Origin of the sequence: Arthrobacter sp. NicSoilB11 (assembly GCF_019977375.1) — a bacterium.
In the GTDB taxonomy this organism is placed as follows: domain Bacteria; phylum Actinomycetota; class Actinomycetes; order Actinomycetales; family Micrococcaceae; genus Arthrobacter.
The window spans coordinates 2,698,701-2,711,299 of the sequence record NZ_AP024657.1 but is presented as its reverse complement, the minus strand read 5'-3'; the positions used below and the strand labels follow the sequence as shown (position 1 = coordinate 2,711,299).

Below are 12,599 nucleotides of genomic sequence, written 5' to 3'. Positions count from 1 at the left end.
CCGGCATAAAAAATGGTCCCCGGCAATCCTGCCGGGGACCATTTGATTCGCTGACAGCCGCGGGAAGCGGCCGGGCGGTACTAGACCAGCGTTACGCCGGTAGCCTGGGGACCCTTGGCACCCTGGCCGATTTCGAACTGAACGCGCTGGTTCTCGTCGAGGGTTTTGAAGCCGCCGGTCTGGATTTCGGAGTAGTGAACGAAGACATCGCCATCGGAGTCATCCGGGGTGATGAAGCCGAAGCCCTTTTCAGCGTTGAACCACTTGACGGTTCCCTGTGCCATTTATTTCTCCTCATTGTGGAACTTTTTAAGACCGGCACACCTCGTGCCGACCTTGGTCACTCCGCGAGAAGAATCCTGATTGCCTTTCCCCGATGGGAGATCCGGCGCTGCAGGAGCTTCGCGCTCGCAACATGTCTTGCGAGCATGAAAAACACCTACACAAAGACTGAGATAAGAATTTCATGCCCGTTCCCGCAGGTCAACGGGCCGGAGGGCAAAAAGGACAAAATTTAGGTAAAAAACAGATGTCGCTGAAGCCTGCACCGAATGCCGGACAATTAAGTGCCTAAAGCAACAAAGGCAAAAACTAGAAGAGGCGGGATTCGCTGTCGTCCACTCCGCGCATGGCGTCGTAGTCCAGCGTTATGCAGTCGATCCCGCGGTCGTTTGCCAGCACCTTGGCCTGCGGCTTGATCTGCTGGGCAGCAAAGATTCCCCGGACCGGTGCCAGCAAAGGGTCGCGGTTGAGCAGCTCCAGGTACCGGGTCAGTTGCTCCACGCCGTCAATGTCGCCCCGGCGCTTGAGCTCAATCGCCACGGTGGCGCCGTCCGCGTCGCGCGCCAGGATGTCCACGGGCCCAATGGCGGTGAAGTACTCGCGCCTGATGAGGGAGTAGCCCCGTCCAAGCGTCTCGATCTGCTCGGCGAGCAGCCGCTGCAGGTCAGCCTCCACCCCGTCCTTGATCAGTCCGGGATCCACGCCCAGGTCGTGGGAGGACTCGCTGATCTTCTCGTGGATATTGATGATGAGCCGGTCATCGGTCTTGGCCGACTGCACCGTCCACTGCTCCACCACGCCAAGTTCGAGGTCCACTTCGTCGGGGGAAGAAACCCGCAGCGTGGCAGGCGGGCTCATCCAGTTCAGCGGCTTGTAGGAACCGCCGTCGGAATGGACCAGCACGGAGCCGTCCGCCTTGACCAGCAGGAGCCGGGTGGCGAGGGGGAGATGGGCTTTGAGCCGGCCAACGTAATCAACGGAGCAATGGGCTATGACAAGTCGCACGCCGTACAGACTATCGCGTGGGCTCCGCAGGCCATGTCCGACGGCGGGGCGCCGGGTGCATCGGAAGCGGCGGCAAGGAGCGGGACAGGGGAGTGGGCGGCCTGGGGCAGAATGGATACATGCCGCGTTCCAACCGTCCCCGCCGTCCTGTTTCCGGCAAGGGTTCCGCTTCCGGCAGGGGCGCAGGAGGAAAGAGGAGCGGGGACATTCCCGAACTGGACCTGGAACGGGCACGGGCCGGTATCGCCCGCCGCGAGAGCGCCCCGGACGGCGAGTGGATGGTACGGACCATGACCGCCAGGAATGCTGAGAAGACCTACATCTGCCCGGAATGCTCCACCGCCGTGCTGCCCGGCGTCGCACACCTGGTGGTCTGGAAGGACGACCACCTCTTTGGTGCCGCCGCCGGGCTGGCCGAGCGGCGGCACTGGCACACCAACTGCTGGATGACGCGCAGCTACCGGTACCGCTGACGCCGCCCGCTGTCGCTAAGCTGGCAGTCATGACTTTTGATCCGGCGTCGTACCACTTCACCCAGGCCGGGGGCCCTGTCCCCATCCGTGCCTCCACCGTCCTGCCCGCCCGTCGAGAGAACATCGAGCTGCAGACGGAGGACGGCCACACGCTGGTGGGCGAGCTGGCACTGCCGGAATCCGGCCCCGTCAAGGCAACGCTGATCACGCTCCACCCGCTGCCGACGCACGGTGGCTTCATGGATTCCCATGTGTACCGCAAGGCCTCCTACCGGCTGCCGGCGCTGGCGGGCATCGCGGTGCTGCGCTTCAATACCCGGGGTACGGCCTCCCCCCGGGGTGCCAGCAGCGGCGCGTTCGAGGAAGGGATAGGGGAGCGGCACGACGTCGAGGCAGCCGTGCGCTTCGCCGTTGAGCGGGGCCTGCCCAACCGCTGGCTGGTGGGCTGGTCGTTCGGGACCGAACTGGCGCTGATGTACGGGGCCGTGGAGCCGGTGGCCCCACAGATCGAGGGGGCGGTGCTGCTGTCGCCTCCGCTGCACCGCGCCACGGACAAGCACCTGCAGCTGTGGGCCGAATCCGGCAAGCCCCTCACCGTCCTGGTGCCGGAGCACGACGACTTCCTCCAGCCTGCCGAGGCAACCGCAAGGTTCAGCCTGGTGCCGCAGGCCCGCGTAGTGGGCGTGGCCGGGGCCAAGCATCTGTGGGTGGGGGAGAAGTACGCCGCACGGGTCCTGAACGACATCGTGGCGCTTGTCAGTCCAGATGCCGCCGCAGCACCGCTGCCGCAGGAATGGGAAGGGCCGGCGGCGACGGCCGGCGCCTAAGCGGCCCCGCAGGGAACGACGTGCGGGGGACAGCGGGTCAGTGCTGGTCCTGCCGGACGATATAGATTTCCCGGAGCAGCAGCAGGACCGCTGCGGCAGTGGGGATGGCGATCAGCGCACCGAGCACGCCCAGCAGGCTTCCGCCCGCAATCACGGAGATCACCGCCACGGCACCGGGCACGGCAACTGCCTTCTGCATGATGCGCGGCGAGATGAAGTAGGCCTCGAACTGCAGGTACGCGAAATAGCAGATGGCGTAGATGGCGGCCGCCTGCCAGCCCTGGGTGAGGGATACAAGGATCACCACAATGCCTGCGATCATGCCGCCCACCAGCGGGATGAAAGCGAGCAGGACCACCACGAACGCCAGCAGCAGGGCAAAGGGGATGCCCACGATGGACATCACCACGAAGGCGAAAGTGGCGTTGAGGAGGGCCACGCATGCCTGGCCGATGACGTAGTTTCCCACTGACCGGGTGATCTCCTCGGAGAGGGCGGCCACCCGTTTGCGGCGGGAGCGGGGGGCCAGCCTGTAGCCCCACTTCTTCATCGCCGGCAGCGCTGCCAGGAAGTACAGGCTCAGCACCAGGACAATGAGGGTGCCGAAGAGCCCGTTGGCCACGGTGGATCCGAATCCCACCACGCCGCCGAAAATGCCGCCCATGGCCGCCGGGTCATTGACGAACTTGTCCAGTTCCTCGGTGATGCGGTCCCGCACGCCGAACTGGTCATCGAGGCTGCGGAAGAAGTCCGAGTCCATGAAGTTGCGCACCCAGTCCGGCGCCTGCCGCACGATCTCCGACACCTGTTCAACAATGGTGGGGATAAGAGTGGCGAAAAACCCGACGACGGCGCCCATGAGGACAGCCACGGAGACAAGGATGCCGGCGGGCCGGGGGATCTTCCTGTTTTCGAGCCAGCCCACCACGGGTTCAAGTCCCAGGGCGATGAACAGCGCCGCCACGATCCACAGCAGCAGCTGCGTGGTGTGGGAACCGATCCAGTAGACCAGCAGCGCCAGTCCCACGCCCACTGTCCCCATGAAGCCCATGTACAGGGGATGCTGGGGGGACATGCGCGGCCCGGGGTGGCCGAACTGGGGTTCCTCGTCACCGCCGTGGTCCGTCTGGGGAACCTGCCCGGTGTATTCCGGGGGCATTTCGAACCGAAGCCTGGGCTGTGCTCCGGGCAAGGGCTGGCGGAGCCTGCGGACCACCTGGCCGAGTGCAGCCGCTGCCGTGCCCCTGCGGTGGGCTGCCGCTGCCATTCCCAGGGGAGGCACCGTCGCAGGGACAGGGCCCCTGGAATCCCCGGGATTTCCGGTTGCCGCCGAGGATGGGTCCGTCTTGTCAGTCACTGGTTTTGGGGGCCTGTTCCGTGCGTGGCTCCGCGTGCGCGGGCCAATGTGATGATCATCGCAAACACTATCAGCAGGCTTGTCACCGGGAGCCGAAGCCACCGCCCGGAGGTCTTCGGAAGAGGGGCCGGAACGGGCAAAAAGGGGCTCCTGGTAACAAAAAGGTTACTATTGAAGGCAAACCCCCGCTGATGATAGGTGTTTCCCTTGCGTTTAAAGACTGCAGCCGCACTTGTGCTGCTCGGCCTCCTGACACTTTTGGCCGGCATCGGCCAGAGAACCATCTGGGCTCCATCCGAGACGTTCACAGCGTCCGTGCCGGCGGATGCCGCCGCCGCGCCGTTGACGGTCATCGACCAGAAGCTGCGCACCCTGCATGACGGAACCGTCAAGATCACCGTCCAGGGCGACGGCAACTTCATGCTGGCCACGGGACGGCCCGATGACGTGAGCGCCTGGGTGGGCCAGACGGCCCACAACACCATCACCGGCGTCACCGAAGACGAAAAGTCACTCGTGGTTGAGCACGCCGACGGCGAAGGGACCGCCCCCAACCCGGCCGGTTCCGACCTCTGGGTTTCCAATGAGAATGCCAGCGGCGAGCTTGAATACACCTGGACCCCGCCCGCCGACGGTGACTGGAGCCTGCTCCTCGCTTCCGACGGCACCAAGGCCGCCCCGGCTTCTGTCTCCATGACCTTCCCCAACGACACGTCCACCCCCTGGGCGGTCCCGCTGATGGTCCTGGGCAGCCTGCTGATCGTGGGCGGAATTGTCCTGGGACTGCTTTCAGCCCGCCGGAAGGACGGCGAGGGCGGTGACAGCGGCTACGCCCGCCGCGCCCGTGCACGGAACGCCGAAACGCAGGGCCAGGCCCCGTCGTCGTCCTCCTCTTCCAAGGCCACCATGGTGGCGGCCGGCGTGGTTGCCGCCCTGCTGGCCGGATCCGCCACTGCTGCCCAGGCCGCCAGTCCAAGCCCGCTGCCGTCCGGCAGCGCCTCATCCACGGCGAAGCAAGCCGCGGGATCGCCGGTCCTGCTGGACGCCCAGTTCCGCCGGATCCTGGAGCAGGTCTCCAGCGCCACCGACGCCGGCGACGCCGCCAAGGATGCGGCCAAGTTGGCGGACCGCGTGGGTGGACCGGAACTGGAAGTCCGTACCCAGAACTACAAGATCCGCTCCCAGGTGGGCACTTACGAGCCGCGCATGCCCGTACGTTCCACCAAGCTGCTGACCACCGTCGTTACCAGCGATCGTGACTGGCCCCGCTCGGTGCTGGCCGTGACCCAGGGCGAAGGCAACGTCGTTCCGCAGATCCTGACCCTGGTCCAGCAGTCGCCGCGGGAAAACTACAAGCTCATGGAAACCACGCCGCTGCAGCCGGGCACCACCTTCCCGAACATCAGCCGCGGCGGTACCGAGACGCTTTCCGCAGCGGACAAGAGCGGGCTGCTCTACAGCGGCGAGGAAGCAATGTCCGGCCTGGCCGACAGGCTCACGTCGGCGGACTCGCCGTTCAAGGACAAGCTGGTCGAGGGCCAGTCCTCGCCGTATATCGCCGATACCCTGTCCTACCAGGCTGAGGTGGCGAAGGCAGGCGAAAACGGCAACTTCTCCTTCACTCACAAGGTGGTCCCCGAAAGCACCGTGGTGTTCCGCACCTCGGACGGCGGGGCCCTGGTCCTGGGCCGGATCAACTTTGGCTTCGAGGGCACCCCCAAGGCGGCCGGTGACAAGCTGAGCATCGGCGACGATGCGGCAGCCCTGGCCGGCGGCAAGGAAACCACCACCGGCATGGTGCTGAGCTTCGCGGAATCCATGGCGGTCTATGTGCCGCCGGCAGGATCCACGGACCCGATGAAGCTCGTCGCCGCAACCCGCGGCCTGGTCGGAGCCACCTTCAAGTAGGGCCTGGCTGTATTACCACCGGCAGCGGCCGGAGTGGCTAGAGTGGGAAACATGAGTTCGCCAGCTTCCCGCCCAGTCCCTCCTGCCGCTGCCAACCCGGTTAACCTGCGCGGCGCCGTCGACCTTTCCTCGCTGAAGCGCCCGGCCGCCCCGTCCGGGCCTGCCGCCCCGTCAGGCCCTGCAACAGCGCCCCGGGGCGCCCAGCCGGACGCACCCGCCGGCGGCCCCGAACTCAAGGTCAACGTCACCGAGGCAAACTTCCAGCAGCTGGTGGAACTGTCCGCCCAGGTCCCCGTGGTGTTCGCCCTGTGGGCGCCGTACTCGCCCGAATCCGGCAGGATGCTCGAGACCCTTGAGCGCGTGGTTGCCTCGTACGGTGGACGCCTGGTCCTTGGCGCAGCAGACATCGAGGCCTTCCCGCAGCTGGCCCAGGCCTTCCAGGTGCAGGCCGTTCCCACCGCCGTCGCCGTCTTGAAGGGGCAGCCGGTGCCGCTCTTCCAGGGCAGCGCGGAAGAAGAGCAGGTGCGCAGCCTCTTCGACGAACTCCTCAAGGTGGCTGCAGCGAACGGGGTCACCGGAAGCCTTGGCGGGGAAGCGGGCGGGGAACAGGAGCCCGCGCCGCTGCCGCCGCTGCACCAGGCCGCCTTTGACGCCATTGAGGCCGGCGACTACGCCGCCGCAGCTGCGGCCTACCGCCAGGCGCTCAAGGAGATGCCGGCCGACCATGAGGCCAAGGCCGGCCTGGCGCAGGTGGAACTGATGGACCGGCTGCAGTCGTTGTCGGCCCAGGACAGCGAGGCGCTGCGTGCGCAGGCCGCAGATGAGCCGGACAACCTGGCGGCACAGCTCGGCGTCGCGGACCTCGACGTGGCCGGCGGCCACGTCGAGGATGCACTGAACCGGCTGGTGGCGTTCATCGGCAGGAACTTCGGCCCGGAGCGGGAGACCGCACGGGTACGGCTGCTGGAGCTGTTCGACATCGTGGGCGCAGGTGATGAGCGGGTAGCAAAGTCGCGGCAGGCGCTTGCCCGGGTGCTGTTCTAGTGCCGGCCCTGTTCCAGCCGCTGACGCTTCGGTCCATGGAGCTGCAGCACCGTGGCTGGGTATCGCCCATGTGCCAGTACAGCTGCGATCCCGACGACGCCCCGGGCGTTCCGAACGACTGGCACCTGGTGCACCTTGGCGGGTTTGCCACGGGCGGCGCCGCGATGATCCTCACGGAGGCCGCGGCAGTAAACGCCGCCGGCCGGATCAGTCCCCGCGACGCAGGCCTCTACAACGACGACCAGGCGGCGGCCTGGCAGCGGATTATCTCCTTTGTCCACCGGCACGGTACCGCCGGCACCAGGATCGGCGTGCAGCTGGCCCACGCCGGCCGCAAGGCGTCAACGTACTGGCCGTTTTCGGGCAAGCACGGGAGCGTTCCGGCGTCCGACGGCGGCTGGGACACGGTGGGCCCGTCCACCACCGCTTTCGAGGGCTATGCGGCGCCTGCCGCCATGACCGTGGAACAGATCCACGGCGTCATTGCCGATTTTGCCGCTGCCGCCGTGCGTGCGGTGGACGCCGGCTTTGACACGATGGAGATCCACGGGGCGCACGGCTACCTCCTGCACCAGTTCCAGAGCCCGCTGATCAACCAGCGTGACGACGACTGGGGCGGGGACGAAGCCGGACGGAACCGGCTCATGCTGGCCGTGGTGGACGCCGTCCGCGCTGTCATTCCCGATTCCATGCCCCTGCTGCTCCGGATCTCTGCCACAGACTGGGCGCCGGGCGGCGTGGACCAGGCGGCGTCGGTGCGGCTGGCCCGCGAGGCGGCCGCCCGCGGCGTGGACCTGGTGGATGTCTCCAGCGGCGGGGCCGTGGCGCACCAGCAGATCAAGCCGGGCCTGGGCTATCAAACCGGATTCTCCGCAGCCATCCGCGAGGAGGCAGGAGTCGCCACCGGCACGGTGGGGCTGGTGACCACGCCCGGGCAGGCGGAGCACGCCGTTGCCACCGGCCAGGCCGACGGCGTCTTCATTGCGCGCGCGGCGCTGCGCGACCCCCACTGGTGGCTGCGGGCCGCATTCGAACTGGGTTACGACATTGCCTGGCCGCCCCAGTACGAGCGGGCCATCCCGCGGCGTGCCTTCTGACCGCGGCGTCCGGCATGGCGCATCCTGGCGGAACGGGGCCGCAAACCAAGGTTGACCGGCAGCTGGAAGCGAAGATCCTGGAACTGTTGGCATCCCGTGCGGACACGGCCACCATCTGCCCCTCTGATGCTGCCAGGGCCGTGGGCGGAGATGACTGGCGCCGGCTCATGGAACCCGCCCGGGCCGCCGCACGCCGCCTGGTGGACGCAGGGCAGGTCCACATCACCCAAGGCGGTTCCGTCGTTGATCCGGGTACGGCCAGGGGTCCGATCAGGATCCGGAAAGTGCCCCCGAACTAAGTACCCGGCCTGCTTCAGCCGAGCAGGTCATCCACGTAGCACCAGCGCCAGTCCTCACCGGGTTCAATGCTGCGCATGACCGGGTGGCCGGCTTCCTTGAAATGGCGGCTGGCGTGCCGTCCCGCCGAGGAATCGCAGCAGCCAATGTTTCCGCAGGCCAGGCACATTCGCAGGTGTACCGGTGTGGTCCCTTCCCGTTCGCACCCGGCACAGGTGGGGTTCGCCGGAACCGGCGACGGCATGGCGGCGGTCAGGTGGTCGCACACGCCGCCCGGCTGGGCAAGTCCTTCGCCGCCTCCCTCTGTGGCGGCGTCGGGTTCGTTGAGGGAGGCATCAAGCATGGACTCCTCCACATCCAGCCGTTCCAGGACCTCACTGAGGACTTCATGCGCGAAGTCCCCGCCACGCCGAAGCTCCAGCACCTTGTCCCGCTCAGCCTCCAGCATGGCCATCCGCAATTGGGCGTAACGCTGGCTGGGGGTGGCCGACTCCGCGGCCGGCCTGCCCAGGCGCTCCCAGGCCGCGAGTCCCCGCTCCTGGGTCCGGCGCCGGAGCATATCCATGACCTCGGGCGGGTCGTTCTCGCGCCGCAGCTGCTCCAGCCGCTCCATTCCCGCCGCGGTGGCCAGCTGCATCAGCGCGGCCTGGTTCAGCGCGTCCTCGCGCCTGTCCGGTCCCGGCAGCCCCAGGACCCGGACCAGGGCCGGCAGCGTGAATCCCTGCAGCACCAGGGTGCCTGCCACCACCACCATGGCCGCCAGGACCAGTACGTTGCGGTGCTCCAGGTCGTCCGGCAGCGTCAGGACGGCGGCAAGGGTAACCACGCCGCGCATGCCTGCCCAGGACACAATGGCCGGGAACTGCCAGGGCGGCGCGGGGTCTTTCCGCTGCACGGAAGGGATCAGCCGGGGCAGGTACGTGGCCGGAAAAACCCAGACGGGCCGCAGCACCAGCACCGCCAGCAGGATCACGGCACAGCCAAGCCACACCCGGCCGGCACCCAGCGAATCGTCCTGGACGCTGTCGATGATGCTCCGCACCTGCAGGCCGATCAGGAGGAACACGGCGTTCTCCAGCAGGAACTGGACGGTGTCCCAGTTGCTCCGGGCGCTTTGCCGCGCGGCGCCGTTGGGCATGGACGGCGCCTTGGTGCCCATCACCAGGCCGGTTACGACGACGGCGAGCACCCCGGACGCGTGGATCGCCTCGGCGGGGAGGAACGCAACGAAGGGTGCCATCAGAGATGTTGAGGTGTTGATGGCAACGTTGCTGATCCGCTTCCTGACTTCGGTGAGGAGGTACGCTGCGGCCAGTCCCACCGCCAGGCCGCCGCCGGCCGCCACCACAAATCCACCCGCCACATCCAGGGCGGAGACGGAGCCCGCGATGGCCGCCACCGCAGCACGCAGGCACACCAGTGCCGTGGCGTCGTTGACCAGTGACTCGCCTTCCAGGATGTTCACGATCCGGCGGGGCATCCCCACCTTCCGTGCAATGGCCGTAGCCGCCACCGCGTCAGGCGGCGCCACCACCGCGCCAAGCGCAATGGCTGCGGCCAGCGGGATTTCCGGGAACAGCCACCACACCACCAACCCGACTCCCACGGTGCCGAAGATGACGTAGCCAACGGACAGCAATCCGATGGAGCGGCGGTTGCTCTTGAAGTCGAACAGCGACGTGCGGAACGCGGCCGCGTACAGCAGCGGCGGCAGCAGGCCGACCAACACCAGTTCGGGGTTCAGCTCGACGGGCGGAATGAATGGCAGGAACGATCCCGCCACCCCGGCCAGGACCAGCAGCAGCGGAACCGGGATATTGAACCTGCGGCCCACGGCGCTGCCGGCGCACACCACAGCAACGATCACCAGCAGGCCCAACGCAATACCCATGGGGCTAGTTTCGCACCCCCGAAGCCCCGGTCCGCGGACTAGGCTGGCAGCATGACTGCTCCGATACCGTCCCCGGCGCCGAATACGGGGCCCGTGGCGGCCCTGTCCATCCGCGGGCTGGCCAAAAGGTTCGGCGGGAAGATCGCGGTGGACGGCATCAGCCTGGAGGTCCCGGCGGGTTCGTTTTTCGGGATCGTGGGGCCCAACGGTGCGGGCAAGACCACCACGCTGTCCATGGCCACCGGCCTCCTGCGTCCCGATTTCGGCACGGCGGTGGTGCACGGGGTGGATGTGTGGCGGCACCCGCTGGAAGCCAAGCGGCTGATGGGGATCCTGCCCGACGGCGTCCGGCTCTTCGACCGGCTCACCGGGGAGCAGCTGATCACGTACGCCGGGCTGCTGCGCGGCATGGACAAAGCCGTGGTGGCCGCCCGGGTAGGGGAGCTGCTGGCGGCAATGGACCTGGCCCAGGACGCCGGGACGCTGGTGGTGGACTATTCCGCCGGCATGACAAAGAAGATCGCCCTGGCCTCGGCCTTGATCCACGCCCCGAGGCTGCTGGTCCTGGACGAGCCCTTCGAAGCCGTTGACCCGGTGTCGGCGGCGAACATCCGGTCCATCCTGGACCGGTACGTCGCCTCCGGTGGAACGGTCATCGTCTCCAGCCATGTGATGGACCTGGTCCAGCGCATGTGCGACCACGTCGCCGTGGTGGCCCGGGGCAGGCTGCTGGCCGCAGGAACCGTGGACGAGGTGCGGGCCGGCGCCTCGCTGGAGGACCGTTTCGTGCAGTTGGTCGGAGGCCACAGCCACACGGAAGGGCTGGAATGGTTGCGCACCTTCTGAGGCTCAAGCTCACGCTGCTGCGCAACGGACTGCGCCGCAGCCCCTGGCAGCTGGTGGGCATGGCCATTGCGGGGCTCTACGCGCTGGGGGTTGTGGCAACACTGATCATCGCCCTTGTCCTCCTGCGCAACGCCGGCCCCGCCGCCGCGCACACCACAATCGTCCTTGGCGGCTCCGCCGCCGTGCTTGGCTGGGGCATCATTCCGGTGGTGGCATCCGCCACGGACATGACGCTCGATCCGGCGCGCTTCACCACCTTTGCCATTCCCATGAAGCAGATGCTCACCGGCCTCGCCCTTGGCGGACTGATCGGCATCCCGGGGTTGGCCACCACGCTCGTGGCCCTGTCCACGGTGGTGACCTGGTCCCGCGGCGTGCTCCCCGCGCTTGCCGCCCTCCTTGGCGCATGCCTGGGTGTCATGACCTGCGTGGTGCTGGCCAAGGTGGTCACCACCGCCACGGCAAGCCTGGCTGCCTCGCGGCGCTTCAAGGACATCAGCGCCATCGCCTTCATGGTGCCGCTTGTCCTGCTGGGCCCCATCGTGGCAGGGGTTGGCCGTGGCATCTCCGCTTCCACCGGATTCCTGCCCGGGTTCGCCGGGACGTTGTCCTGGACGCCGCTCGGGGCACCGTGGTCCCTCGGTGGCGACATCGCATCAGGCCGGCCCGGGCAGGCGGCGGTGAAACTGCTGGTTTCGGTGGCGGTCCTCGGCGCCCTGGCCTGGTGCTGGAAGCTCCTGCTCGAGCGGGCGCTGGTCACCCCGCCGTACGCCGGTGCCGGGAAGCGCAAGGGCGGCCGGCTGGGCCTGTTCGGCGTGCTGCCGGCCACCCCGGCGGGCGCGGTGATGGCCAGGTCGCTCACCTACTGGATCCGGGACCCGCGGTATTCGGGATCGTTGGTGGTGATCCCGCTGCTTCCGGTGGTGCTGGGTGTCCAGGGGGCCCAGACCGGCAGCTATGGCAGCCTTGCCTTCCTTGCCCCGGTGTCGGCCTTCATCCTGGCCTGGTCCATCTCCGCGGACGTCTCGTACGACAACACGGCGTTTGCGCTGCACCTGGCCACCGGGGTCCGCGGGGTGGCTGACCGGCTGGGCCGGGCCCTGGCCTGCCTGACCTTCGCCCTGCCCGTGGTGCTGGTGTTCTCGGTGGGCTACGCGGCATTCACCCGCAACTGGGCCGCGCTGCCCGGCCAGCTGGGGTTCAGCCTGGGGATCCTCTTCACCGGCCTGGGGCTGTCCTCGGTGGTGTCGGCCCGCTACACGGTGACCGTGCCGCTTCCGGGCGACAGTCCGTTCAAGAAGCCACCGGGCAACGTGGGCCAAACCCTTGCCGTTCAGTTCGTTGGAATGCTGGTCCTGATGGTCCTGGTCCTGCCCGAGGCAGCGCTGCTGGTGGCACAGGCTGTCACCGGCAACGTCCTGTTCGGTTGGCTCACCCTCGCCGTGGGGACCGTTTTGGGCATGGTCCTTTTCCTGGCCGGTATGCGGCTGGGCGGCAAGTGGCTCGAGGCGCGGGGGCCGGAGCTCCTGGCGCAGGTTACCGTCAACCGCTGACAGTTCCCGGAAAGGAACA

Annotated in this window: 12 protein-coding genes; 8 read left to right on the top strand and 4 right to left on the bottom strand. The window is 67.7% G+C overall.

What is annotated here, in order from left to right:
* Positions 1-80: 80 nt before the first annotated feature.
* Both LDO14_RS12580 and nucS read right to left on the bottom strand, forming a co-directional pair.
* The gene (locus tag LDO14_RS12580) at positions 81-284 is read right to left on the bottom strand and encodes a cold-shock protein (protein ID WP_011692441.1); all 204 of its coding nucleotides are present in this window, start codon (positions 282-284) and stop codon (positions 81-83) included.
* Between the two features lie 307 nt (positions 285-591).
* Positions 592-1,287 (bottom strand): endonuclease NucS, encoded by a 696-nt coding sequence (gene nucS, locus LDO14_RS12575; protein WP_134163850.1) that lies wholly within the window; start codon positions 1,285-1,287, stop codon positions 592-594.
* A 119-nt stretch (positions 1,288-1,406) separates the two neighbouring features.
* On the opposite strand from nucS, the gene LDO14_RS12570 reads away from it, so the two are divergent.
* Positions 1,407-1,760, top strand: coding sequence for a hypothetical protein (locus LDO14_RS12570; RefSeq protein WP_026265638.1), 354 nt, complete (start codon positions 1,407-1,409; stop codon positions 1,758-1,760).
* Positions 1,761-1,789: 29 nt separating this feature from the next.
* Complete coding sequence (locus tag LDO14_RS12565) at positions 1,790-2,587, top strand: alpha/beta hydrolase (protein ID WP_018768394.1); 798 nt, start codon at positions 1,790-1,792, stop codon at positions 2,585-2,587.
* 37 nt (positions 2,588-2,624) lie between these two features.
* Here the strand turns inward: LDO14_RS12565 and LDO14_RS12560 are convergent, their stop codons facing one another.
* Positions 2,625-3,854, bottom strand: coding sequence for an AI-2E family transporter (locus tag LDO14_RS12560; RefSeq protein ID WP_223995219.1), 1,230 nt, complete (start codon positions 3,852-3,854; stop codon positions 2,625-2,627).
* Positions 3,855-4,178: 324 nt separating this feature from the next.
* On the opposite strand from LDO14_RS12560, the gene LDO14_RS12555 reads away from it, so the two are divergent.
* Genes LDO14_RS12555 through LDO14_RS12540 form a run of 4 tightly spaced genes read left to right on the top strand, consistent with a single transcriptional unit; the run spans position 4,179 to position 8,292 of the window.
* Complete coding sequence (locus LDO14_RS12555; RefSeq protein ID WP_223995217.1) at positions 4,179-5,852, top strand: hypothetical protein; 1,674 nt, start codon at positions 4,179-4,181, stop codon at positions 5,850-5,852.
* Between the two features lie 51 nt (positions 5,853-5,903).
* Positions 5,904-6,896 (top strand): tetratricopeptide repeat protein, encoded by a 993-nt coding sequence (locus tag LDO14_RS12550; RefSeq protein WP_223991999.1) that lies wholly within the window; start codon positions 5,904-5,906, stop codon positions 6,894-6,896.
* Between the two features lie 35 nt (positions 6,897-6,931).
* Positions 6,932-7,993, top strand: a complete 1,062-nt coding sequence (locus tag LDO14_RS12545) for an NADH:flavin oxidoreductase/NADH oxidase (protein ID WP_263422478.1) — start codon at positions 6,932-6,934, stop codon at positions 7,991-7,993.
* Between the two features lie 14 nt (positions 7,994-8,007).
* Positions 8,008-8,292 carry a DUF3253 domain-containing protein gene (locus tag LDO14_RS12540; RefSeq protein ID WP_018768389.1) on the top strand — a complete coding sequence of 95 codons (285 nt, stop codon included), beginning with the start codon at positions 8,008-8,010 and terminating at the stop codon, positions 8,290-8,292.
* 14 nt (positions 8,293-8,306) lie between these two features.
* Here LDO14_RS12540 and LDO14_RS12535 read toward each other — a convergent pair whose 3' ends face one another.
* Complete coding sequence (locus LDO14_RS12535) at positions 8,307-10,181, bottom strand: Na+/H+ antiporter (RefSeq protein ID WP_026265635.1); 1,875 nt, start codon at positions 10,179-10,181, stop codon at positions 8,307-8,309.
* Positions 10,182-10,232: 51 nt separating this feature from the next.
* Here LDO14_RS12535 and LDO14_RS12530 point away from each other — a divergent pair, with 51 nt between their 5' ends.
* Positions 10,233-11,027 carry an ABC transporter ATP-binding protein gene (locus LDO14_RS12530; protein ID WP_026265634.1) on the top strand — a complete coding sequence of 265 codons (795 nt, stop codon included), beginning with the start codon at positions 10,233-10,235 and terminating at the stop codon, positions 11,025-11,027.
* Complete coding sequence (locus LDO14_RS12525; RefSeq protein ID WP_134163853.1) at positions 11,009-12,580, top strand: transporter; 1,572 nt, start codon at positions 11,009-11,011, stop codon at positions 12,578-12,580. Before LDO14_RS12530 ends, LDO14_RS12525 begins: the two co-directional genes overlap by 19 nt.
* Positions 12,581-12,599 lie beyond the last annotated feature (19 nt).

Bases quoted from the DNA above. Each gene is read 5' to 3' on its own strand.
- LDO14_RS12580 (WP_011692441.1), bottom strand. From the start codon at position 284: ATGGCACAGGGAACCGTCAAGTGGTTCAACGCTGAAAAGGGCTTCGGC.
- LDO14_RS12570 (WP_026265638.1), top strand. From the start codon at position 1,407: ATGCCGCGTTCCAACCGTCCCCGCCGTCCTGTTTCCGGCAAGGGTTCC.
- LDO14_RS12565 (WP_018768394.1), top strand. From the start codon at position 1,790: ATGACTTTTGATCCGGCGTCGTACCACTTCACCCAGGCCGGGGGCCCT.
- LDO14_RS12560 (WP_223995219.1), bottom strand. From the start codon at position 3,854: ATGGCAGCGGCAGCCCACCGCAGGGGCACGGCAGCGGCTGCACTCGGC.
- LDO14_RS12550 (WP_223991999.1), top strand. From the start codon at position 5,904: ATGAGTTCGCCAGCTTCCCGCCCAGTCCCTCCTGCCGCTGCCAACCCG.
- LDO14_RS12545 (WP_263422478.1), top strand. From the start codon at position 6,932: ATGGAGCTGCAGCACCGTGGCTGGGTATCGCCCATGTGCCAGTACAGC.
- LDO14_RS12540 (WP_018768389.1), top strand. From the start codon at position 8,008: ATGGCGCATCCTGGCGGAACGGGGCCGCAAACCAAGGTTGACCGGCAG.
- LDO14_RS12535 (WP_026265635.1), bottom strand. From the start codon at position 10,181: ATGGGTATTGCGTTGGGCCTGCTGGTGATCGTTGCTGTGGTGTGCGCC.
- LDO14_RS12530 (WP_026265634.1), top strand. From the start codon at position 10,233: ATGACTGCTCCGATACCGTCCCCGGCGCCGAATACGGGGCCCGTGGCG.
- LDO14_RS12525 (WP_134163853.1), top strand. From the start codon at position 11,009: ATGGTTGCGCACCTTCTGAGGCTCAAGCTCACGCTGCTGCGCAACGGA.